This window comes from Pseudoalteromonas mucoides, assembly GCF_049257175.1.
In the GTDB taxonomy this organism is placed as follows: domain Bacteria; phylum Pseudomonadota; class Gammaproteobacteria; order Enterobacterales; family Alteromonadaceae; genus Pseudoalteromonas.
This window is the reverse complement of sequence record NZ_JBMMUC010000010.1, coordinates 69,107-92,850: the sequence shown is the minus strand read 5'-3', so window position 1 is coordinate 92,850 and position 23,744 is coordinate 69,107. Positions and strand designations below refer to the sequence as shown.

The window sequence follows — 23,744 nt, the reverse complement described above, 5'->3', positions numbered from 1 at the left end:
AATAATAATGCATGTACTGATGGTTGCGGCCGAAAATGACGCACTCCCAAATGCCAAGGTTGGCGGTGTTGCAGATGTAATACGTGATTGCCCAAAGGCGCTTTGTAAAGAAGGGCTTAAGATTGACGTAGTGATACCTGATTATGGTTTTGACACGTTAGAGCGTATTCATTTGGGGCAGTTAAGTGTTCCTTTTGCAGGCCAAATCCATCATGTTGATGTATGGCAACTTAAAATAGATGATCAACCTGTTAGGCAAATTGTGTTGTCTCATCATTATTTTAGTCAAGGTAACGGGCAGGTGTATTGTAATGATGCACCTGGACGTCCTTTTGCCACAGATGCAATTAAGTTTGCCTTGTTTAGTGCATCAGTGTGCGAGGGGTTGTTACAGGGTGTAATACCTGTCCCAGATGTGATTCATTTACATGATTGGCATAGTGCGTGTGTGGCTGTGTTGCTAAAATTTGATGGCCGTTTTACGCAATACGCAAATACAAAACTGGTTTATACCGTGCATAATTTGGCACTGCAAGGAATACGGCCTTTTAAAGATGATGAATCTAGCTTAGAAGCCTGGTATCCGTCACTTGGTTACGATGGGCAAGTGTTGTGCGATCCACGTTACCCACATTGTTTTAACCCAATGCGCAGTGCGATTAATCTTGCCGATAAAGTACATTTGGTATCTCCCACTTATGCAAATGAAGTACTTTGCCCAAGCGATCCCGAAAATGGTTTTTTTGGTGGTGAAGGACTAGAGCAAGATTTACAAAATGCCCATGCGAGGAATAAGTTGGTGGGTATTTTAAATGGCTGTGATTACGCTGCTAAAAATCACAGGAATGAAGCATCTTTAGCTGATTTGTACAATGAGATTGAAGCTGATCTATTTAAGTGGATGGCTAAAAATCAACAACTAGAGCCTGGTTATTACATAGCCCATCAGCGTTTATTGCAGTTCATTGAAAATGAAAATCAGGGCCCATTGACCACCAGCGTGGGACGTTTAACAGAACAAAAAGTTTTACTCCTGCATCAAGCATATCAGGGAGAAATGGTAATTGATAAACTCTGCTCACAACTTGCAACTTATCAAGGGAGAATGATTATTCTCGGTTCAGGTGATGAGTTACTTGAGCAAACGTTTACGCAGGCTATGGCGCGTAACAGTAATTTATTGTACTTAAAAGGGTATGGACAAAAAATAGGCGAACTACTGTATCAGCTCGGTGATTTATTCTTAATGCCAAGCTCATTTGAACCGTGTGGAATAAGCCAGATGTTAGCTATGCGTGATGGCCAGCCCTGTTTAGTTCATCAAGTGGGCGGTTTAAAGGATACTGTAAAACATTTAGAGAATGGTTTTTGTTTTACTGCTGATAACCTGCAATCTCAATGTCATCAGCTGGTAAACTGCTTTAACGAGACGCTTGAAACCCATCACCATAATCCACAATTATGGCAGAACATAGTGAACAAAGCCCTTGAGTCGCGCTTTACTTGGCATAGTGTTGCAAAGAAGTATATTAAAGATTTGTACCAATAATGACTAAAAGAACTATTTTTTTAGAATAAAATAGTTATAATGTTTGGCTAATAATAACTAATATAATGACTTTTTATTATTTGTGAGTTATTACTTATATATTAAAAAGTCGTAAATAAGGGCCACGCTGGTGCAAGTATTTGTTGCGCGTCAAGCAATATTCAATCGCCGCCAACATGTAGTTGCGTATGAATTGTTGTTTCGTAATAGTAACGATAATTTCTTTCCTGATATTGATGAAAGTGTTGCGACTGCAAAGTTGATTATGGAGAATCAACTTAATTTTGGCACTCGCCATATAACATCAGGTAAAAAGGCTCTCATCAACATAGGGCCTGACTCATTAAAAATGGATCTCTGCACGTTTTTACCAACTAGTGATGTTGTTTTAGAGCTACTTGAAACCATAGAACCCACAGAAGAAAACTATCAATTATGCCGTGTGTTGTTCCATAAACGATATACCTTAGCACTTGATGATTTTATTTATGAACCGAGATGGGACCGTTTCCTCAAATTTGTAAAATTAATCAAGTTTGATATTCGTATTACGCCGCTCGAAGAAATTAGCTGTGTCATAAAGCATTTAAAAAAATATAAAAATATTCGATTATTAGCCGAAAAAATAGAGACCAGTGAAGAGTTTGCACTCGCTCATTTCATGGGGTTTGACTATTTTCAGGGCTACTTCTTTGCAAAACCTGTCGTCGTCGAGCAAAAAGATATTGATATGAACTATGCGCTCGCTCTATCTATTTACGCTCAATCGATGAAAGAACATCCAAATATAAATACTTTAGCAGCGCTGTTTCAGCTCGATACAGCCTTGGCATTTAAGTTATTAAGATTAATTAATAGTGGTGTTTTCCCTGTACAAAAAGAAATAGAATCGATTAAGCAGGCATTGGTTTACTTGGGGCAAGATCATATTCGTAAGTTTGTTAGCCTTATCATTACCGCTCATGTGTCGCAATCAAAGCCAACTGAACTGGTTAAAATGTGTATTATTAGGGCACGATTCTGTGAGCTTATAGCGAAAAAAGTTGCGCCGAGTCAGTCTAACAGTGCTTTTTTAACTGGGTTATTTTCATTGCTAGATGCAATTCTAGACAGGCCTATGGAGCAGCTGCTAGAAAAGTTGCCGTTTCCTGAACCAATCAAATTGGCTTTGATGGCAGAAAAAAATATGCTTTATTATATTTTAGCAACCGTCAAAGCTTACGAAACTGGGAGCTGGTGGGCGCTTGAAAAAGCAGTTGTTTTTCTTAATATTCCAAGTGATGGGTTACCTAAGCTATACGAAAATGCGTTAGACTGGTCAAATACTCACAAATACGATTAATGACAAAATAATGCGTAATAACAACATGGATGTCATTCGTGGCGTAGCTGTATTTGGCTTAATGTACATGAATGCCTACTTCTTTGGGCTTTTTGAATACGGTTATGTGCCGACTAGGTTCCCACCAGTCTCTGATCACATTATACAATGTATTAGTCTCATCTTTATAGATGGCCGATTCCGTAGTTTATTTTCTGTATTGTTTGGCGCAGCTTTATACATTCAATGGCTGCGTTATCAAAATTTACAGATTCTTCAGAAACGTCTTAAAATCTTAGCTTATTTTGGTTTGTTCCATGGCTTTATATTCTGGGCAGGGGATATCCTATTTATTTATGCATGTGCAGGTTGGTTGACGTGCAAATACCTCAATCAAGAAGATGAGATTATTGTAAAAAGGGCGGTGCAGTTTCTTAGTATAGGAGCTGCAGTCTCATTTTTATTGTTGTTAATCGAGCCTAGCCATCCTTTGAGCCGAGCTGATATAGAGTTTACCCAAAGCTATCAGAACACTTATGCGAGCATGGGGGCGTTAATGAGCGCCAATACTATAGCATTTTTCATCATGATTATTGCAGTACCGCTTATTACTATATGGATGAGTGCCAGTTTAATGCTTGTGGGTATATTTGCTTACAAAAAAGAACTGTTTGTAAAAGGAATACCCAAGCAATATGTTAAACATGTTATTGTTGCAGCGTTATTTTTTACAGCACTAAGAGTTATTTTAGAATATCAATCATCTCATCTAGCTGTAGCATTAAGGGAACCGGTAAATTTGTATGCTGCGCTATTTGTTGCTTTGTTATTTATCCATGTAGTCGCTAAAAAATGGTCTCAGGGACGTTTATTCTATACAAGCTTTCAATGCATGGGGCGTCTAGCACTCTCAGTTTATATTATGCAAACCCTTATCCTGTTGCTTTTGTTCAAAGTGCTCTACCCAAGTTGGGTTTTAATATTTAATCGTATCGATTACTTCTTACTTGTAACCTTTATAGCAATTTTACAATTTTTGCTTTGTCAGCTGCATAACCTCTTTTTTAGATATGGGCCACTTGAAGTATTATGGCGAAAACTGTCAAGTTAACCTTTCTCGGCTATGCTAAGACTAAGCATATTTTTTAGGTCATATAATGAAACAATTATTTGTTATTTTGGTATTGTTTTTTAGCTTTAATACTGGTGCAGTTGGGGCCATATCTGTTTTATTTGTGAACCCGTCTGTTGAAGGGGAACCTTTTTGGACTAAAGTACAAAAAATCATGGAAGTTTCAGCAGCGCAGCAACATGTAAACCTTGATGTTATTTATGGCGAAGGGAATCGTTACATCCAATTGGCAGAGCTTAAAAAATATTTAAAATACCGAGCAACACCTGACTATGTTGTGCTGCTAAACTACCCCGGTGGCGCTGAGCAATCTATGAAACTACTTGAAGGTTTTGGCGTTAAATTTATCACTTTAGAGCAAACAATTGTCGCACAAGAAAGAGAAGCGATAGGTCAGCCACAACAAATTTATAAAAACTGGCTAGGTGAAATTTATCACGATAATTTTAACGCGGGTAAGCAATTAGCCGAAGCATTAATAACAAAAGCTAAAGAGCAAAATTTTACCCCTCAAGTAGTGGCTATCAATGGTCATTATGGCTCAGAGTCTGATCGCCGTAGTGCAGGGCTAATCGAATATTTAACTCAACATAATTTAGAATTAAATCAAACAGTTTACGCTAGTTGGTCAAAGTTAGAAGCCATGACCAAAACTGAAAAATTAATCCAAAGATACCCCAACATGAATGTTATTTGGACAGCGTCTGATTTGATGGCCTTAGGCGCTTACACTGCAATTAAAGATAAAAAGCAGCCTTTTCTAATTGGTGGATTTGATTGGCTAAGCGATAGTTTATTACTGATAAAACAAAAAAAATTGACAGCCAGTGTTGGTGGGCATTATTTAATGGGTGGCTGGGCGCTAACTACCTTGGTGGATTATCATAATGGGCATTCGTTTTGGCAAAATAATACTAAAATAGAAATAGATTTAGCAGTCATCACGCAAGATAACATTAATCAGTATGATTATTTAATTGATATTACTGATTGGTCTTTTCTAGACTTCAAGCAACTATCACTTTTGGATACTAAACAAAGTAAGTATCGATTTGACGTTGCCCAACTAACTAAAGATACCCTACAAAATGCAAATTAACCGCGCAAAAAATTTAACGCTGGTTTACAATACGGGCCTTTAAAATTAAGACGAATTGACCATGACAGATTTAAAACGATTAAATAAATTTATAAGTGACACTGGTTTTTGTTCTCGACGTGAAGCTGATAAGTATATTGAAGATGGTCGTGTAACTGTCAATGGTAAACGCCCTGAAATGGGTGTAAAAGTTGCGGTCACTGACGATGTATTAGTTGACGGTAAACCACTTAAAAAAGTGCCTAAACGCGCGTACATTGCCTACAACAAACCGGTGGGTATTACCTGTACTACTGAGCGAAAAATTCAAAGTAATATTGTCAAAGCGGTTAACTACCCTGACCGAATTTTCCCTATAGGTCGTCTTGATCGCCCCTCTGAAGGACTTATCTTTTTAACCAACGAAGGTGATATCGTTAATAAAATCCTTCGTGCTGGTAATAATCATGAAAAAGAATACGTAGTGACTGTTGATAAACCCCTTAACCGTCAGTTTGTTAATAAGATGGGTGGTGGTATCCCCATTCTGGATACAGTCACAAAAAAATGTAAAGTGACTCAAACAGGCGCTAAAGAGTTCACCATTATTTTGACCCAAGGCCTGAATCGTCAAATACGTAGAATGTGTGAATACCTAGGCTATGAGGTGGTCACGCTAAAACGTACGCGTATTATGAATGTGACGCTAAAAGGATTAAAGGTAGGCCAATGGCGTCATTTAACTGAACATGAAATGGCGTTAATTAATGATTCAATTGCGGATTCTGGTAAAACAGAAGAACGCTCAGTAGATCAAAACAAACAGGGCACAGCCGAAGTTAAAAAACGCGACTTTCAAAAACATGTTGAAAAAGCAAAGTCACAACAGCCGTCTAGCGCCAATAAGTCTTTTAATAAACCTCGTGCAACTGCAAAACGCAGAACAGGTACACTGAGTTTAAAAAAGTAACTCGGTAACTAGAGTTCAGGTTAGATAAGCTTTGAACAAGGCCAAGTAATGTGAATTACTTGGCCTTTTTTTTGTTAGCTGTTCTTAGGCACTTCAATCCTAAACACCATGGTATAAAGCACTGGCACTACGATTAATGTGAGTATAGTAGCAAAGCCTAAACCAAACATGATGGTGACCGCCATTGACTGGAAGAACACATCAAATAACAGTGGGATCATACCTAGAATTGTGGTGATAGCGGCCATAGCTACAGGGCGGACACGGCTTACTCCGGAATCAAATACAGCTTGGTAGGGGGCTTTTCCTTCGCTGAGTTCAAGGTTTATTTGATCGACTAACACAATGCCATTTTTGATCAGCATGCCGCTTAAGCTCAGTAAGCCAAGCAAGGCCATAAAACTAAATGCTGCATTCATCAATAATAAACCCGCGCTAACACCAATGATGGCCAGTGGCACAGTTGCCCAAATCACTAATGGCTTTTTAACTGAGTTAAATAGCAACACAGTCACTGCAAACATGGCAAGGTAGCCAAGAGGCAGTGAACCAAATATGGCTTTTTGTGCTTTAGTTGAGGATTCATACTCACCGCCCCATTGTAGCTCATAGCCATGGGGGAGTTTTATAGCTTCAATGCCTCCTCTTACTCTAGCAAACAGTTTAGCAGGCGTTTCATCGCCAATGACATCGTGGTCGGCCATGACTGTGATGGTGCGTTTGCGGTCGCGACGCATTATTAGGCTGTCTTCCCACTCTACTACAAACTCATCAACCACTTGGGTGACGGGTACAAACACGCCAAGTACAGGGCTGTATATTTGTAAGTCGCGTAGGCTTTCAACGTTCAAACGTTCTTCAGCAGGGGAGCGGGCAATGATCGGTAATTGCTGAGTACCGTCTTTATAAACGCCAACTTTTTTGCCTGACAAACTAGTTAGTAAGAGTTGATCTAAGTCTGTTTTAGCAATGCCTAAGCGGCGTGCTTTTTGCTCATTTAGTTGAGGGCGAATTAGTTTTGAGCGCTCGCGCCAATCATCACGAATATTAAACGCACCAGCATCTTGGCTGAGTACTTCTTTGGCTTCTTTAGCGAGTTTACGAAGCACGACTGGGTCTGCACCTGAAAAACGGGCTTCTATTTTAGCGTCTGTGGATGGGCCAATTTCCATCCGTTTTATTTTAAGCTTGGCATCAAAAACATGGCTGTACTCATAGTCGCGAACTTTGGCAATCATAGTGGCAACGGCTTCACGGTCTTTCACTCTTATAATCAATTGCCCGTAGGCTGGGTAAGACTTTTCTGGTGCGTAGGTCAGCATAAAGCGTGGCGCGCCTTGGCCTATGGTTGAGGTGACTTCTTCGACTAGCTCATCTTTTTGTAAAAAGGCTTCAAGCTTGGCAACACCATCCATGGTGGCATGAATATCTGCACCTTGTGTATGCCAGTAATCTACATAGAACATAGGGGTGTTTGATGCCGGAAAGAAAGCTTGTTTAATAAATTTAAAGCCAAATACTGAGCTTACAAGCAACACCACCATCAATAGCAAGGTCGTTTTACGAAAGCGCATAGCATTGCCTAAAAGGCTTTTATAAATATTAAAGATGAAGCCTTGGTAAGGGTCTTCATCATGGCTTTGTTCTTTGACCTCAGATTGTTTAAACATTAAATCAGCAAAGAATGGAGTAAGCGTGATTGCGGTGATCCAGCTTAACAGCAATGAAATAAGTAATACCCAAAATAAGCTGCCAGCAAATTCACCACTGGCATCAGAGCTCAAACCTATAGGTGCAAAAGCGGTGATAGCAATGACTGTTGCGCCGAGCAAAGGCCATTTTGTTTGCTGCACAATATTAGCTGCCGCTTTAACTTTGGTTTGGCCGCGCTTTAAGTTAATCAATATACCTTCGGTTACAACGATGGCGTTATCGACCAACATCCCCAATGCAATGATCAAGGCACCAAGTGAAATACGCTGTAAATCAATAGCGAATAGCTTCATAAAAATAAAAGTGCCAAGTACGGTCAATAACAAAATTATCCCGATTAATACACCACTTTTAAAGCCCATAAATACCAGCAACACAATGATTACAATTGCGACGGCTTCTAGCAAACTGATAATAAACCCACTTACAGACTTTTCTACTTCAACAGGTTGGTTGTAAACCGTGTTAATTTCCATACCATGTGGGCGCTGGTATTCTAGTGATGCTAAATGCGCTTGAATGTTATCGCCTACATCCACCACGTTGACACCGGTACTAAAGGAAACACCGACTAATAAGGCTTGTTGCTGATTAAAACGCATGACATTGCTTGGTACTTCTGCGTATTCACGGTATACCGTTGCAACATCACCTAAGTAGATTAATTCGCTTGCGCCTGGTTTTGAAATAAGTAAATTTTCAAGCTCTGTCACATCGTTAAATTCGCCAGTAGGGTGCAAGCGGATAGACTCATCGCCCACGCGCACTTTACCTGCGTTTGATACGGTATTTTGTGATTGCAACAACTGATAGATTCGATTGGGAGCAATACCTAGTTGAGCCAGTTTGCGTGTTGATATTTCTACCATAACTTGCGCTTGTTGCTCACCGCTAACGGTCACTTTACTCACGCCTTCAACGAGTACGAGTTCACGCTTTAAATAATCGACATAGTCTTTTAATTCATCATAAGAATAGCCATCGCCAGTGACTGCATACATAACACCGTACACATCACCAAAATCATCTAATACAGTGCTTGGGTATACACCGCTTGGCAGGGATGATGCGTTATCATTTATTTTGCGTCTGAGCTCATCCCAAATTTGTCGTAAATCTTGTTTGCGATAGGTGCTTTTCATTTCCACGGATATTTGTGATTTTCCGGGTGATGAAATACTGGTAACGTAGTCTACGTATGGCAATTGTTGAATGGCATTTTCAATTGGAAAAGTGACTTCTTCTTCAACTTGTTGCGGCGATGCACCAGGGTAGAGAGTGATCACCATGGCTTTTTTTAAGGTAAACTCCGGGTCTTCAAGTTGGCCAAGGCCTAAATACGACACCGCACCGCCAATGAGTAACAGCAGTGCAAACATCCAACTAACGACTTTGTGTTTTATGGCAACTTCAGCAAAACTCATTTTATAAGCCTCGCTCTTTTTGCCAAGGGCGAACTTGCATTCCTTCTTCAAGGTAATGTACGCCGCCAGCAACGACTGTTTGACCTTTTTCAATGCCTGATAGTATTTCAATACCGCTGCGATGAAGTTGCCCAACCTTAACGGCTTGTTTGGTTACTTTTCCTGTTGCTTTGTCATAGAGCCATACGTAGCTGCTATTGGCAGATTCTGTAGGTTCGGAGAAAACGGCTTCAACAGGTAATAGCGTATAATGCGACTGTGAATGGGTTATTTTGCTCAAATCAATATCTACACGTCCCGTCATCCCTGCAAGTAGGTTAAAGTCTTCAGGAACGGGTAATGAAAATACCACTTTGTAAGTGAGCGTGGCTGGGTCTGCCTGGGTGTCAAATTCTTTAATTGTCAGTGTATATGATTTATCTGGGTAACCATCAAATACTACGGTTGGTTGATACGTTGCGTCTTTATCAATGCGGGCGATAAGTTTTTCTGGTACTTGGATTATTACGTCCATTAAATCACGGGTTTCTAAGCGTAAAATATTTTGTTTTGCTTGAATGTTTTCATAGTTTTTAACAAAGACCTTTGCCACAGTGCCACTAAAAGGTGCCCGTAATTCACTGTTATCTAAATTAGTTTTTGCTATTTTTAATGCCGACTCAGCAACTTGCTTATTGGCCAACGCTTGGTCCAGTTCTGATTGGCTGGTTATGGATTTCTCGAATAATTTTTCAACTCGCTCTAGCTGTGATTGCGCCAGTTCGAAGCGTGCTTTACGTTCATCATATTGTAATTCAAAGTCTTCGGGGTCTAGTTTGGCAAGTAGCTCCCCCTTTTCAACATGTTGACCTGCAAGAGCAGGGAACTCAAGCAACTCACCATTGACTCTAAACGCTAAGTACGACCCTTGATTTGCCACAACCTCTGCGGGAAAACTGCGAATAGTTTCGTCTGAATTAGCGTCAATTTTAAATAACTTAACTGGGCGAACGGGTTGTTCTACAGGGGTATCGGTATTTGATTCTTTACAGGCGACTAAGCTCAGTAAAAATGCCGATATAATTAAAACTGGCGACAGTTTCATGGTCTTCTCCGTGGCTATGAAAACATAAATTAGGTGCAGCATACGCCGCAAACATATAAAATAAAAATTATTAAATTTTAAAAAGATCATAAATAAAAATTATGAAATTTAAATTTGGTGTTCTATGAACCTAGTTCAACTAAAAATGCTTGATGCTATATCGCGTACCCAAAGTTTATCAAGGGCGGCAAGTGAGCTGCATAAATCACAGCCGGCACTAACACTGGCTATAAAAAAGCTAGAGGCGGAACTCGGTTTTCAATTACTAGATCGTAATCAGTACCGGTTAACGCTCACTGAAAAAGGGAAATTATTTCACCGAGAGGCAGCGCAATTACTTAATGCACAATCTCATTTAACCCAACTGGCTAATGAGCTAGCCTTAGGGAACGAAGCAAATTTTAAGATTTGCTATGAGCAGCTATGTCATGCACCGCATTATAACGATATTATTTGTGATGCTTTTATGCAGTATCAAAGTACAGAGTTTAGCGTAAGTAGCGGAAAGCGCTTTACATCTTTAGAGCAAGTCAATAAAGGTCAAGCTGATTTGGGGATCGGACCTTGGTTTGATCTATTTCATGCGACGGGTGATTTGGAAAGTTTGCCCATTGGTAAGCTCGATATTGGTATTGTATGTGCCAGTAACTTGGTCCCAAAACGAGTAAAGTATGAACAGCTGCAACATTACCCATGTTTGGCGATGTTTGAGAGTGAATTGAGTTTTGATTCGGAGCGGTTATCATATTCAAAAGGCTCTGCCATGATGAAAATAGACGACATAGCAACTTTGAAGTCATTTTTAGTGTCAGGTGCTGGCTGGGCTATGATAAGTATAGTTCATTGCCAAGCGGAGATTGAGTCAGGATTATTACAACAAGTTGAAGTACTTGATAGAGAGCACACATTTAGTGCACAAATTAGGGTGTTCAGACAGTACTCTATTCATCATGGCCCGGTAGCTCGTGCTATTTGGCAGGGTTTTAAGCAAGCAAGTGAACAATTTTTAAATGATTGAAAATGAAGTATCAAAAGAAGATAAAATTTACACCGTTATGGCCAATATTCCCCTAGGCTGTGTGGCAAGTTATGGTCAAGTTGCAGCTATGGCTGGCCTACCAAGCAATGCTCGCTTAGTTGGAAGGCTATTAAAATTAATGCCTAAAGATTCAAGTATCCCTTGGCATCGTGTTATTAATAGCCAAGGGAAAATTTCTTTTGCACCTGGTTCGCCTCAATATGTTAAGCAGTTTCAGTTATTGCAAAGTGAGGGAGTGATTTTTAAAAATGGTAAAGTGAATATGCGTATTTACCGCTGGGAGTAAAACTAAAATATATAGTTAGTAATCGAAACATAGTGGCAAACACACCCCAAAATTACAAAAATATGCCAGATAGCATGGCTAAATTGACGTTCTTTCGCACTGTAAAAAATAGTACCTAAACTATAAAATAGGCCGCCACTTAATAGCCACCACAGCGCATTTACATCGACGTTTATATAAAGTGGGTAAATAATCGCTACAGCAAACCAACCCATTAATAGATATGTGGCCAACGATACGCGCTTATTTTGGTTTTTAACTAAGAGCTTATAGCATAGCCCGCCTATGGCTAATGACCAAATAAATAACAATGTTAGCACCGACCACATGCCGCTTAGTGAGAGCACGAGAAAAGGCGTATAGGTACCTGCAATAAGAATATATATTGCACAGTGATCACATTTTTTGTAAAAAGCTCGTGCCCGTGTACTTACACTGCTGTGATAAAGCGTAGATGATAAAAACAATAAAAATAAGCTGGTTCCATAAATTAAAGCACTGGCAATGTGTGCTGAACTGCTTGATTTTGTTAGTAAATTCCACAGGACATAAACTGAAAAAATGACCCCTGCCCCATGCGAAAGGGCATTTAATTGTTCTTCTTTTTGAGAATATGCTGGTACAGCACTCATAAAATACTCATAACATAAATAAAGTGGTTTCAGTGTACAAGTGTACGCTGAAATTATCAATGCAATAAATTCGACTATTTTTTAGTTATTTTAACCAAATTCACTGGTTAAAATAACCACGCGATGAACGTGTGCTTAAAACTAATAAATTATAACCTTTAATTTTCAATGAGTTAATTTTTATTTTTCACTTGGCACAACCTTTGATTAAGTAATAGCGACTAACTTAATAACTCAATAAGGAATACCATTATGAAAAGCTTTATCAAATTATCGGTTGCAGCGCTTTTGGTTGTTGGCTCTACACAAGTAAGTGCAAATGACGGTCAGTTTGACCTAACACAAACACTTTCTAATAGCATTGCAAGTTACATTGAAAGTTCAAGTAACGAATTAAAAGCAAAACTAAAACAGTCTTTATTCACTGATTCACAAAATACACTCAATGAATTATTACAACAGCAAACTGAGCAGTTTACGGCAGATGCTGCGACTGAGGATGATAATCAACTTGTAGTTGCAAACACAATAAGCGTTGAGGAATAAGACGATGAGCAGTGAGCTAGGATTATTTGTTTTAATGATTGCGCCTGTATTAAGTTTATTAAGTGCGTATGCCTCTTTTGAATTATTGCGTAATGTTGGGCAATGGTTGAATATAGGCTAATTGACTAAAACATGTTTTGATGTTGATCTTATACACTGCGGTGCACGTAACGTAATGCATAGTTTATTAAAGAAGTAGGGCAATATGATACGTGCAATCTTTCCATTACCGGTGTTCATTTTACCGCAGGGCTATACGCGTTTGAGAATTTTTGAGACGCGCTACCTCGATATGGTTAAAGACTCTTTTAAAACTGATTCAAGCTTTGTGCTTTGCCATTATGATCAAGACGCCTATTTAAATGTACCAGAGCATGGTTGCTTAGTGAAAATAGTTGATTTTGATAAAGATGAAAGCGGGCAATTACTCATTGATATTGTTGCTCAATCTTTAGTTAAACTTACCAATGTCATGCAGGACAAAAATCAATTACGTTATGGTGAGGTCAGTACTGTAGAGCTTCCAAATTGGCTATATCAACCACAGCAGGTATCTACAAAAGATGATTACCTAAAGTCATCTCTTGAACATGTTTTTAATCAGGATACTGATATTTCTGGATTATACAAGAAAACTGATTTTGATAATTTATCTTGGGTGACTGCACGTTGGTTGGAACTTCTACCTATCTCCCATGATAAAAAACAACAACTTGCGTTTAGTTCTAGCTTTGCCAACATCCAAAATTTCCTCCATACTGTTATTAATAACGAACTTACTGAATAAAGTGATCCTTTAGATTTTTTGCTGCGTATTGTTTTGTAGTGAATACAAAGGGGAACTAACAATGGTAAGTCAACAACACTCAACACGTTGTACACCTGACACAGGTAACTTCACTGCCATGGCACAAACACCAAGCAAAGAGCTAGCAGAAGCTCTATTTGCAGTTGCAACACACAGAGACAAAAAAGCGTTTGCTTACTTGTTCTCATATTTTTCGCCAAAAATAAAACGCTTCGGTATTAAGCAGTTTAACTCTGAAGCTCAAGCTATGGAGCTTGTACAAGAAACTCTAACATCAGTATGGCGCAAGGCTCACCTATACAACAATGACAAAGGCGCTGCTACTACTTGGATTTACACAGTAATGCGTAATGCATCTTTTGATATGCTCAGAAAAATGAAAAGTACCAAAGAGGAGTGTATCAGTGAAGATATTTGGCCTCTAATTGAACAAAATGAAAGCGAAAACTATGAATTCAGCGACCACTTAGAAGACAAACAAATTAAACAGTACCTTGAAAACTTGCCACAGGCGCAAAGAGATGTAGTACGTGGTGTATATTTTCAAGATATGTCGCAAGAGCAATTAGCAGATCAACTAGGTATTCCCGTTGGTACTGTAAAATCAAGATTACGTTTAGCACTTCAAAAACTCCGCAATGAGATGGGAGATAGCCATGATTAAACACCATCCATCAGACGCTTTACTTGCACAGTACGCAAGTGCTGCTTTACCTGCCAGTTTAAATGTTGCTGTAGCAATACACGTTGATATGTGCCCTTGCTGTAAAGCGAAAGTTGCCGCCATTGAAGCAAAAAATGCAAAGGCAATTTTTACTGAACCTGATACTCATTTTGAACAAGATGATGAAATTGAAAATAGCTCACTAATGCTCGAAGCCATCATGATGGATGAAGGCGTTGACGATATTTACGACGTGCAACCAAAGCAGGTAACTATTAATAAGCAAAGTTACCAGTTACCTCGCGCACTTTCTCGTATCGCCCACAGTAAGTTTATGCAAATGGGTAAATTATCTCGTTCGCGTATAGCGCTGGAAGATGGGCCGTTAAGATCAAGCCTATTTCATATTGCTGCAGGTGGCGAAATACCAGAACATACGCACACAGGTTTTGAGCTAACCCTATTATTGGCTGGTGAGTTCAGCGATGAGACGTGCGACTATGTCGCTGGTGACTTTATGTGGTTAGATGGACGACATAATCACACTCCAATTACCAAAGAAGGGTGTTTATGCTACACAGTTGTAAGTAGTGCACTACACTTTAATAAAGGGTTGAGTAAACTATTAAACCCAATTGGTAACTTTATCTACTAGGGGTGTCTATGCAGCAATCTACAATAAAAATTGGCATTAGTGCCTGTCTTGCCGGGGAAAAAGTACGGTTTGATACAGGTCATAAAAAATCTAACTTCTGTATGGATGAATTAGGTAAACATGTTGAATATAAACGTTTTTGTCCTGAGGTCGCCGTTGGTTTACCGATACCAAGGCCTACCATTAGACAAGTGAGAGTAGGTGATACCATTAAAGTTTGCCGCCCTGATGGCAGTGGTGATGTTGGGCCGCAATTAACTGAGTATGGTAAAAAAGTTGCCACAGAGGAATCTTCAGAGCTGAGCGGTTTTGTGTTTTGCGCAAAAAGTCCGAGCTGTGGTATGGAGCGTATAAAAATCTACAATGAGGCGGGAACGGGTAATACCTCTGAAGGAGTTGGTTTTTTTGCAGAGCAAATAATGGCACATAACCCACTCTTACCTTGTGAAGAAAACGGCCGTTTAAACGACATGCATCTGCGTGAAAATTTTGTTATGCGGGTTTACGCATACAAAAATTGGCAACAACTTACAGAGCAACCAATTAGTGTTCACCGTTTAACGCAGTTTCATGCGCAATATAAGTATCTTTTGATGGCACATAACTATCAAGCTTATAAAGATCTTGGAAATTTACTCGGTACGTATGAAGGCAGTGATTTTGATCAACTGGCAGATGACTACATTTTAGGTTTGATGACGGCGCTTAAGAAGCCCGCATCACGAAAAAATAATAGTAATACATTAATGCACTTACAGGGGTACTTTAAAAAAGTGCTTTCTAAGGTTGAAAAACAAGAACTTCGCGATGCGATTGATGAGTATAGAGAAGGGCTAGTGCCATTATATGTGCCACTCACATTAGTTAAGCACCATCTAAAAGTACACCCGAATGAGTATCTTGAAAAGCAGGTATTTTTTAACCCATATCCCAATGAGCTCAAATTACGGTACGGCATTTAATAATGGATACAATTTTTTGGTTTAGGCGCGATTTGCGCCTTTTTAACAACTTTGCTTTATACGATGCGATTGAGCAAGGCGCTAAACACGCTGTGTTTTATATTACGCCTGTGCAGTGGAAAAATCATGGTGTGGCGGCGATACAAGTTGATTTACTTAAGCGCCGTCTCGTTTATTTAGGCAACTTACTTGCAAAGCATGGTATCAAATTGCATGTTTTGCAAAGTGATGATTACCAAAGCTGTGTAGAGCAATTGATAAAGTTCTGTGCTGCTAATCAGGTAAAAAAAATATTTGCTAATAAAGAGTATGAAATAAACGAGCAGCTACGCGATACGCAATTTTTATCCTTAGCGGATAAGCAAGATTGTTCAGTTTATTTATACGATGGCGATCTTATTGCCCCACCAGGTACTGTTACGACAAAATCCGGTGACATGTATAAAGTATTTACGCCGTTTAAAAACGAGTGGTTAAAGCAGCATCAAGATAGTCATTTTTATTTCAAAGCATTGCCAGACACTTTTTCTGAAATTGAATGGATTGAGCCAGAACTACTTAAAAGCGATAACAGTTCACAAAAGTGGCCCGTTGATGATGAGTCTTTAAGTCATGTTATTCAGCGTTTTATCGACGAGAAACTATCCAGCTATAAAGAATCACGAGATTTCCCCGCGATTAAGGGAACATCAGGGTTAAGTCCTTATTTAGCGCTGGGTATTGTCAGCACGTATCAACTGGTCGCCATGGTGCAGCAACAACATGTTGATGTGTTAACCAGTGCTAAAAGCAACCTGTTCACCTGGGTGAATGAATTGGTGTGGCGTGAGTTTTATCGTCACTTGCTCGTTGCTTTCCCACAACTAAATAAATACCAAAACTTTAATCAAAAATACGATAGTGTGCAATGGCGTGAAAATGAGCCTGAATTTAATGCGTGGTGTGAAGGAAAGACAGGTTATCCGCTAGTGGATGCTGCAATGCGCCAATTAAAAGAAACTGGCTGGATGCATAATCGCTTACGCATGGTTGTCGCGAGTTTTTTAACTAAGCACCTGCTAATTGATTGGCGAAAAGGTGAACGCTTTTTTATGAAGCATTTAATAGATGGCGATTTAGCCTCAAATAATGGTGGCTGGCAATGGGCGGCAAGCACCGGTTGTGATGCGCAACCGTATTTTAGAATTTTTAATCCTATTACTCAAAGTGAACGCTTTGATCCAAACGGCGAATTTATCCGTAAATATGTACCAGAGCTAAAAAATGTACCTGACAAACAGATACATTTTCCGCATAAATATTTAGCAAGTATTGGGTGCGATTCTGTGTATTGGCCAGCGATTGTTGACCACAAAGCAGCACGACAAAGAGCACTTGATGCATTTAAGGTATAACAAGGATTAAGATGAGCACAGCCAAAGTTGAACCGTTCGTCAATATTTACCAGCAGTTAAATAAATACACGTTGCATTTGTTAGATGATATTTACCATCATGATATTGTTTTTTCAGATCCCCTTCATAAGGTTTCTGGATTGAGTCAATTGCATGAATACTTTGCTGATTTATACAGTAATGTCACTGAGTGTCAGTTTGATATCAAATCGTCTCATTGTAGTGGTGATAATGCATTTGTGTATTGGGTTATGAGTTATCGCCACCCGAAATTGGCAGCTCATAAGCAAATAAACGTTAATGGTCACAGCCATCTTGTTTTTAACGGCGATAAAATAATAACTCATCAAGATTACTTTGATGTAGGGGAGCTACTTTATCGTCACATTCCAATCATTGGCTCTGTTATTAAACTTATTGATAAGCGAGCAACTGGCGTATGATTACTTTAATTACAGGTGCGACTTCCGGTATAGGCGAACAGTTAGCTAGGAAGTATGCAAATTTGGGCGATACCGTTATTGCTTGCGGGCGAAATACACAAAAACTTATGCAACTTGCTAAGCATGACAACATTGAAGCTTGCGAATTTGATGCGACAGACTTACAGGCTATAAAAAGCGCAACAATTGCTTACCCTCACTTTGATAGAGTTATTCTCAATGCAGGAAATTGTGAATACGTTGATGATGCAAGAAACTTTGACAGTAGCTTATTTACTCGCGTTGTGACGACTAATTTATTGTCAATGGGTTACTGTTTAGATGCATTACTGCCTAAAATTAAATCGGGTGGGCAACTTGTTCTAGTTAGTTCAAGTGTTACCTATCTTCCATTGCCGCGTTCAGAGGCTTATGGCGCGTCAAAAGCGGGTGTAAGCTACCTAGCTAAAAGCTTAGCGGTAGACCTAAACGATGTTGATGTTACACTGGTTCACCCTGGTTTTGTCAAAACGCCTTTAACCGATAAAAATGATTTTCCCATGCCTATGGCTGTAAGCGCACAAAAAGCCGCTGAATACATTGTCTCTGGGGTAAATAAACGCCGCAAAGAAGTTCATTTTCCATACCGTTTTACCCTTATTTTAAAATGTTTACGTATTTTACCTTTGCCGCTTTGGCTTAAACTTGCAAAAGGATTATCCCGTTGAAAAAAATAGCAATAATAGGCTCTGGTATATCAGGTTTAAGTTGTGCTCACTTACTTCATAAGTACCATGACGTCACTGTTTTTGAGAAGAACAATTATATTGGCGGCCATACTGCCACGGTTGATGTGAACGTAGAAGGCATTGAGTATGCGATTGATACCGGGTTTATTGTATTTAACGACCGCACTTACCCTTATTTTGAAAAACTATTAACACGTATTGGAATTGAAAGAAAACCCACTGAAATGAGTTTTAGTGTTCATAATGAACAAACGGGTTTTGAATATAATGGTCACACGTTTGCTAGTCTGTTTGCTCAAAAACGCAATATATTACGGCCTCGTTTTTATAAGCTACTCAGCGATATTGTTCGTTTTAATAAGCTATGTAAGGCGTTACACAGTGATAACAGTTACAAGCAAGAGCAAACTCTTGGCCAGCTTTTAGATGTACACGGTTTCAATGAGTTTTTTAGGTATCATTATATTTTGCCTATGGGGGCAGCAATTTGGTCAACCAGCATAAAAGAGATGAGTAGTGTTGGTGTTGAGTTTTTTGTTAAGTTTTTCTACAACCATGGCCTATTAGATATCACAAACAGACCACAATGGTATGTGATCCCAGGCGGATCACGCGAATATATAACCCCCTTGATTGATGGCTTTTCAGATAAAATTCGCTTAAACAGTCATATTGAAACGGTCTCAAGGACAGTGGATAAAGTGACTATTCATTTTACAGGTGGTCAATCTGAGCAGTTTGATAAAGTGATTTTTGCCTGTCATTCAGATCAAGCGCTCAAGCTATTACAGGCGCCAACAGATGATGAAAAGACCATTTTAGGGGCCATCCCATACTCAGAAAACTCTGTGATATTGCATACTGATACGAGTATTTTACCAAAACGAAAAGCGGCGTGGGCAAGTTGGAACTACTTACTAAATGACAATACCGATAAAGCGGCGGTGGTGACTTACCAAATGAATATTTTGCAGGGTATTGAAAGCGCCACTCAGTTTTGCGTTACCTTAAACCACAAAGAGGGCATTGATAAAGATAAAATTCTTCGTGAATTTACCTATCATCATCCCGTATTTAACAAAGCATCTATTGCCGCTCAGCAGCAAAAACACCAAATAGATGGTAACAATAATAGCTATTTTTGTGGGGCGTATTGGTATAACGGTTTTCATGAAGATGGCGTTAAGAGTGCTGTTGATGTAGCTCGCCAACTAGGTATCGAATTTGAATAGCGCGATTTACACCGGGGATGTCAGGCATCGCCGGTTTGCGGTGAAATCGCATCAATTTAAATATCCTTTGTATATGATGTGGGTTGATCTATCAGCCCCTGAAATGCTCAATAATATACACCCTCAACTTGGTACGAAAGGTTTTAAAGCATTAAAATTTGAGCAATCAGATTACCTAAAATCCGCAAACTTAAATAATGATTCTATTTATACCCGAGCACTCAAAAAAATAGCCGAGCTTGGTGTCACAGAGTTATTTAGCAATATATATATGTTGGGGCAACTTCGTTGCTTTGGTATTTACTTTAGCCCTGTTAACTTTTTTGTGTACCAAACAGCTGAAGGCGATTATACGCACATGGTTGCTGAGGTAAGCAATACACCGTGGAATGAACGCCATTACTATTTAGTTGAACTTGAAAAGAAAGTGAACTTTAAAAAGGTTTTTTCCGTATCACCTTTTATGGATTTAGATATGAATTATCACTGGTCTACGCGATTTAGTAACGATCATGTACTTATTCATATTGAAAACAAAAAAGAGCGAGAGCTGTTGTTTGATGCAACTCTAAGACTTAAACGCCAGTCGTTAAATAAACAGCATGTAAGCGCTGTTTTAAAGCAGTTTCCAGCGATGACTTGGAGTATTTTTAAAGGTATTTATATTCATGCCTTTAAGTTGTTTTTAAAGCGAGTGCCGTTTATAGGTCACTCAGGAAGCGGCATTTAAGCCTGCTCCATAACTAGTTAGGTGATGTAATGGAAAAAGTATCCAGTTTGTCAAATAGCCAAAGCAACAGTTGGCTACAAAAAATATATAAAAAGCTGGTATTTGGCGCGTTTAATAGTATTGAAGAGGGCCATATTACCTTGATAGAAAGCAATGATGTTGTTCACTTTGGTAACAAAGCAGATAGTCATCGTGCAGTAAAACTAAACGTTAATAATGTTGCAATGTATAAAGCTTTTGCACTATCCGGAAGTGTAGGAGCTGGTGAATCTTATATTTTAGGTCATTGGGATTGCGATGACTTGACCAAACTTATCGAAATCTTTGCCATTAATCAGGCACAACTTGATGCTTTTGAGAAAAAATTTGCCTTCCTCAGTAACATTCACTTTAGGTTAAATCATTTAAAAAATAAAAATTCAGAAACAGGATCTAAAAAGAATATTGTTGCTCATTACGATTTAGGCAATGAATTGTATTCTTCTTTTTTAAGTACGGAAATGTTGTACTCCAGTGCGGTATACCCGTCAAAAGATGCAACATTAGAGCAAGCACAAAGCCATAAATTAGATCTGATTTGCCAGCAGGTCGACTTACAACAAGGTGATTCAGTCATTGAAATTGGCACTGGTTGGGGCGCTTTCGCAATTTATGCAGCGACTCACTATGGCTGTCATGTAACAACCACCACTATTTCTGATGAGCAACATGCTTATGTTGAAGCGAAAATTAATCAGCTAGGTTTAACTGAAAAAATCACGTTGTTAAAACAAGATTACCGCTTACTAGAAGGGCGTTTCGACAAGCTTGTATCGATTGAAATGATTGAGGCTGTTGGTCACGAGTTTTTACCAAGTTTTTTCAAAAAATGTAATGAGTTACTTAAAGATTCAGGTGCTATGTTGATCCAAGCAATCACTATTGCAGATCAACGATATCAACATTACTTAAAAAACTCTGATTTTATTCAGCAATATATTTTTCCAGGTGGTTGTCTGCCATGCATTGATGAAATGAACAAACAAATTATGCAACAGTCTGACATGGTTGTGCATAGCGTTAAAGACATTGGTGTTCATTATGCACGGACTTTAGCGGATTGGCGTACCCGATTCATCGCGAGCTGGCCTGAAATAGATAAAGTAAAATTCGATCAACGTTTTTATCGATTATGGTTATTTTATTTAGCCTACTGCGAAGGTGCTTTTAGAACGCGTGTTACGAGTACTGTCCACTTAGTTGCACGTAAGCCTCGATTTACCCATTCAAGTGATGACATTGCACTCGGTTATTAATTTTTTGCTGTTTCAAGGGGTATGGTTTTTGGCCTTACTTTTTGAGAACAGTGCTGTTATCCCCGTGCTCTGTATTATTGGATTGATGCTCTATTTATCAAGGCAAATCAAACGTGACAGTTTAATTCTAGTCATTGGCTTAATGATTGCCTTGTTATTTGAGTACATGATGGTGAAGCTTGAACTCATTGGTTTTAACACTCATCCATATCCTTTATGGTTTGTATTGCTTTGGTCTGCGCTGTTGCTGACTATAAATACATCTATGCAGTTTATAGCGCGGTTGCCGTGGTACTCAGCTATTGCTGTGTGCGCTTTATTTGCGCCAATGAGCTATTGGGCTGGTGCCCGATTTGAAGTGATAACAATCGCTGAACCATTATGGTTTTTTTGGTTAGTTTACGGCTTAGCATGGGCGGCTATGTTTAATTTTATTATTTTTGTAAATAATAAAGTTGCTCTCTATGTTGCGCCAGCTAAGCCTCACAATAATTAAGTTTGCATCAGTAGCAGCCGTTTTAAGGAGCTAATATGCGTAAAAATTTACTCTCTACTTTGTTTTTCCCTATTTTATTTCTCTCGTTGCCGGCAGTAGCCACTGAGTTTAAACCAGTTGGTGAGAGCCGCTTAGAGTATTACTTTTGGGATGTATACGATGCAAAACTTTTCACCCCCTCAGGTGTTTATGAAGCGGAGAACCACCCAATGAAACTATCACTCACTTATTTACGGGATTTTGCTGCCAAAGACATTGTAAAAGCCACCAATGAACAATGGCAACAGCTGGGTAAAACTGACCTAGTTGGCCGATTTGATCAATTGCTACTTAATCTATGGCCTGATATTAAAGAAGGTGAAACCCTTGCATTTATCACTGACAAAAAAGGAGTGGGTGTTTTTTACCATCAAGGAGAAAAACTTGGCAGTGTCGATGATGCCAATTTTGCTAACGACTTTTTAGCAATTTGGTTATCCCCTAAAACCTCGCAACCTCAAATGCGCAAACAACTCATAGGAGAGCAATAATGAAATACTTAAACAAGGTATTTGTTTTAACTTTATGTTTTTTATTGGTCAGTTGTGCAGCGCCTGATGTTGAACACTATCAAGGCACAAGCCCTGAGTTTAATTTTAAGCAATTCTTTAGTGGTAAACTCAAAGCGTATGGTGTTGTGCAAGACTATAAAGGTGAGTTAACCCGAAAGCTCGTTGTTGACATGAATGCCTCTTGGGAAGGTAACAAGGGCACTATCGAAGAAGACTTCGTTTATGACGATGGCGAAACCCAGCGCCGTGTATGGCACATTACACTAAACGATGATAATACCTTAACGGGTACAGCCAGTGATGTATTGGGTATAGCGCAAGGGAAAAGCAGTGGCAGTGTGTTTCATTGGACTTATTCTCTAGTTTTAGAAGTGGATGATAGCGAAATAGAAGTGGATTTTGATGATTGGATGTACTTGGTAACACAATCTCGCTTGATTAACCGCACAGCTATTGATAAGTTTGGCGTTGAGGTTGGGGAAGTGACCTTAGTTATCGAAAAAGTTGAATGATACAGAAATTGCTAAACTGAACGGCTTTCAAGCCTCTTTATTCAGTATTGATTAATGAAAAATCATACTTTTATCGGCAATTTATTTAAATTTTACCCATTTTTTAAGAATTTAAGCAAAAATGGCAATTTGCTGTTGCCAATACTTTAAAAATGCATAAAGATAGGTTTTGCGAAGGCAAAATAATAACGAATAGGAATTTAACAAATGAATAAAGCTCAATTAGTTGAAAAAATCGCTACTGATGCAGAAATCTCTAAAGCAGCAGCAACTCGCGCACTTGACGCATTCACTGGCGCAGTAACGAATTCTTTAAAAGAAGGTAATTCAGTTGCACTAGTTGGTTTTGGTACTTTCTCTGTAAAAGAGCGTGCAGCACGTACTGGCCGTAACCCACAAACTGGTGCGGAAATCCAAATTTCAGCGGCAACTATCCCAAGCTTTAAAGCGGGTAAAGGTCTTAAAGATCAAGTTAATCCTTAATAAGCACTTTTATCTTA

Annotated in this window: 25 protein-coding genes; 22 read left to right on the top strand and 3 right to left on the bottom strand. The window is 39.0% G+C overall.

Annotation, left to right across the window (positions count from 1 at the left end; translation table 11 throughout):
- Positions 1 to 7: 7 nt before the first annotated feature.
- From AAEU30_RS12460 to rluF, 5 genes are all read left to right on the top strand, one after another.
- Positions 8 to 1,549: a glycogen synthase gene (locus tag AAEU30_RS12460; RefSeq protein ID WP_421960780.1), complete on the top strand. Its 1,542-nt coding sequence runs from the start codon at positions 8 to 10 to the stop codon at positions 1,547 to 1,549.
- Positions 1,550 to 1,679: 130 nt separating this feature from the next.
- Complete coding sequence (locus AAEU30_RS12455; RefSeq protein WP_421960779.1) at positions 1,680 to 2,891, top strand: EAL and HDOD domain-containing protein; 1,212 nt, start codon at positions 1,680 to 1,682, stop codon at positions 2,889 to 2,891.
- Between the two features lie 10 nt (positions 2,892 to 2,901).
- Positions 2,902 to 3,981, top strand: a complete 1,080-nt coding sequence (locus tag AAEU30_RS12450; protein ID WP_421960778.1) for a DUF418 domain-containing protein — start codon at positions 2,902 to 2,904, stop codon at positions 3,979 to 3,981.
- 46 nt (positions 3,982 to 4,027) lie between these two features.
- Positions 4,028 to 5,101 carry an ABC transporter substrate-binding protein gene (locus tag AAEU30_RS12445; RefSeq protein WP_421960777.1) on the top strand — a complete coding sequence of 358 codons (1,074 nt, stop codon included), beginning with the start codon at positions 4,028 to 4,030 and terminating at the stop codon, positions 5,099 to 5,101.
- A gap of 61 nt (positions 5,102 to 5,162) precedes the next feature.
- Complete coding sequence (gene rluF, locus AAEU30_RS12440; RefSeq protein WP_421960776.1) at positions 5,163 to 6,050, top strand: 23S rRNA pseudouridine(2604) synthase RluF; 888 nt, start codon at positions 5,163 to 5,165, stop codon at positions 6,048 to 6,050.
- A gap of 74 nt (positions 6,051 to 6,124) precedes the next feature.
- On the opposite strand, the gene AAEU30_RS12435 is transcribed toward rluF, so the two are convergent.
- The gene (locus AAEU30_RS12435; RefSeq protein ID WP_421960775.1) at positions 6,125 to 9,187 is read right to left on the bottom strand and encodes an efflux RND transporter permease subunit; all 3,063 of its coding nucleotides are present in this window, start codon (positions 9,185 to 9,187) and stop codon (positions 6,125 to 6,127) included.
- A gap of 1 nt (position 9,188) precedes the next feature.
- On the bottom strand, positions 9,189 to 10,271 hold the full coding sequence (locus AAEU30_RS12430; protein ID WP_421960774.1) for an efflux RND transporter periplasmic adaptor subunit: 1,083 nt from the start codon (positions 10,269 to 10,271) through the stop codon (positions 9,189 to 9,191).
- A 124-nt stretch (positions 10,272 to 10,395) separates the two neighbouring features.
- On the opposite strand from AAEU30_RS12430, the gene AAEU30_RS12425 reads away from it, so the two are divergent.
- Both AAEU30_RS12425 and AAEU30_RS12420 read left to right on the top strand, forming a co-directional pair.
- On the top strand, positions 10,396 to 11,289 hold the full coding sequence (locus AAEU30_RS12425; protein ID WP_421960773.1) for a LysR family transcriptional regulator: 894 nt from the start codon (positions 10,396 to 10,398) through the stop codon (positions 11,287 to 11,289).
- Complete coding sequence (locus AAEU30_RS12420; RefSeq protein WP_421960772.1) at positions 11,282 to 11,596, top strand: MGMT family protein; 315 nt, start codon at positions 11,282 to 11,284, stop codon at positions 11,594 to 11,596. The genes AAEU30_RS12425 and AAEU30_RS12420 overlap by 8 nt, the downstream gene beginning before the upstream one ends.
- Positions 11,597 to 11,598: 2 nt before the next feature.
- Here the strand turns inward: AAEU30_RS12420 and trhA are convergent, their stop codons facing one another.
- Positions 11,599 to 12,228: a PAQR family membrane homeostasis protein TrhA gene (gene trhA, locus AAEU30_RS12415; RefSeq protein ID WP_421960771.1), complete on the bottom strand. Its 630-nt coding sequence runs from the start codon at positions 12,226 to 12,228 to the stop codon at positions 11,599 to 11,601.
- A 252-nt stretch (positions 12,229 to 12,480) separates the two neighbouring features.
- On the opposite strand from trhA, the gene AAEU30_RS12410 reads away from it, so the two are divergent.
- From AAEU30_RS12410 to AAEU30_RS12340, 15 genes are all read left to right on the top strand, one after another.
- Entirely contained in the window at positions 12,481 to 12,774 is a 294-nt protein-coding gene (locus AAEU30_RS12410; RefSeq protein ID WP_421960770.1) for a hypothetical protein, read from the top strand.
- Positions 12,775 to 12,979: 205 nt separating this feature from the next.
- A complete protein-coding gene (locus tag AAEU30_RS12405) occupies positions 12,980 to 13,561 on the top strand; it encodes an LON peptidase substrate-binding domain-containing protein (protein WP_421960769.1) in 582 nt (193 codons plus the stop codon).
- Positions 13,562 to 13,622: 61 nt separating this feature from the next.
- Positions 13,623 to 14,246: a sigma-70 family RNA polymerase sigma factor gene (locus tag AAEU30_RS12400; protein ID WP_087531539.1), complete on the top strand. Its 624-nt coding sequence runs from the start codon at positions 13,623 to 13,625 to the stop codon at positions 14,244 to 14,246.
- Positions 14,239 to 14,901, top strand: coding sequence for a ChrR family anti-sigma-E factor (locus AAEU30_RS12395; RefSeq protein ID WP_421960768.1), 663 nt, complete (start codon positions 14,239 to 14,241; stop codon positions 14,899 to 14,901). Before AAEU30_RS12400 ends, AAEU30_RS12395 begins: the two co-directional genes overlap by 8 nt.
- Before the next feature lie 8 nt (positions 14,902 to 14,909).
- Positions 14,910 to 15,863, top strand: a complete 954-nt coding sequence (locus tag AAEU30_RS12390) for a YbgA family protein (protein WP_421960767.1) — start codon at positions 14,910 to 14,912, stop codon at positions 15,861 to 15,863.
- A 2-nt stretch (positions 15,864 to 15,865) separates the two neighbouring features.
- Positions 15,866 to 17,257: a deoxyribodipyrimidine photo-lyase gene (gene phrB, locus AAEU30_RS12385; protein ID WP_421960766.1), complete on the top strand. Its 1,392-nt coding sequence runs from the start codon at positions 15,866 to 15,868 to the stop codon at positions 17,255 to 17,257.
- A gap of 11 nt (positions 17,258 to 17,268) precedes the next feature.
- On the top strand, positions 17,269 to 17,700 hold the full coding sequence (locus tag AAEU30_RS12380; protein ID WP_421960765.1) for a nuclear transport factor 2 family protein: 432 nt from the start codon (positions 17,269 to 17,271) through the stop codon (positions 17,698 to 17,700).
- The gene (locus tag AAEU30_RS12375) at positions 17,697 to 18,407 is read left to right on the top strand and encodes an SDR family NAD(P)-dependent oxidoreductase (RefSeq protein WP_421960764.1); all 711 of its coding nucleotides are present in this window, start codon (positions 17,697 to 17,699) and stop codon (positions 18,405 to 18,407) included. The genes AAEU30_RS12380 and AAEU30_RS12375 overlap by 4 nt, the downstream gene beginning before the upstream one ends.
- Positions 18,404 to 19,660 (top strand): NAD(P)/FAD-dependent oxidoreductase, encoded by a 1,257-nt coding sequence (locus tag AAEU30_RS12370; protein ID WP_421960763.1) that lies wholly within the window; start codon positions 18,404 to 18,406, stop codon positions 19,658 to 19,660. Before AAEU30_RS12375 ends, AAEU30_RS12370 begins: the two co-directional genes overlap by 4 nt.
- Positions 19,653 to 20,390 (top strand): DUF1365 domain-containing protein, encoded by a 738-nt coding sequence (locus AAEU30_RS12365; protein ID WP_421960762.1) that lies wholly within the window; start codon positions 19,653 to 19,655, stop codon positions 20,388 to 20,390. The genes AAEU30_RS12370 and AAEU30_RS12365 overlap by 8 nt, the downstream gene beginning before the upstream one ends.
- Before the next feature lie 29 nt (positions 20,391 to 20,419).
- Positions 20,420 to 21,685, top strand: coding sequence for a class I SAM-dependent methyltransferase (locus tag AAEU30_RS12360; RefSeq protein ID WP_421960761.1), 1,266 nt, complete (start codon positions 20,420 to 20,422; stop codon positions 21,683 to 21,685).
- A 28-nt stretch (positions 21,686 to 21,713) separates the two neighbouring features.
- A complete protein-coding gene (locus AAEU30_RS12355) occupies positions 21,714 to 22,181 on the top strand; it encodes a DUF2878 domain-containing protein (protein ID WP_421960760.1) in 468 nt (155 codons plus the stop codon).
- Between the two features lie 35 nt (positions 22,182 to 22,216).
- Positions 22,217 to 22,711 carry a chalcone isomerase family protein gene (locus AAEU30_RS12350; protein ID WP_421960759.1) on the top strand — a complete coding sequence of 165 codons (495 nt, stop codon included), beginning with the start codon at positions 22,217 to 22,219 and terminating at the stop codon, positions 22,709 to 22,711.
- The gene (locus tag AAEU30_RS12345; RefSeq protein WP_421960758.1) at positions 22,711 to 23,244 is read left to right on the top strand and encodes a DUF3833 domain-containing protein; all 534 of its coding nucleotides are present in this window, start codon (positions 22,711 to 22,713) and stop codon (positions 23,242 to 23,244) included. The genes AAEU30_RS12350 and AAEU30_RS12345 overlap by 1 nt, the downstream gene beginning before the upstream one ends.
- 207 nt (positions 23,245 to 23,451) lie before the next feature.
- Entirely contained in the window at positions 23,452 to 23,727 is a 276-nt protein-coding gene (locus AAEU30_RS12340) for an HU family DNA-binding protein (RefSeq protein WP_087531527.1), read from the top strand.
- Positions 23,728 to 23,744 lie beyond the last annotated feature (17 nt).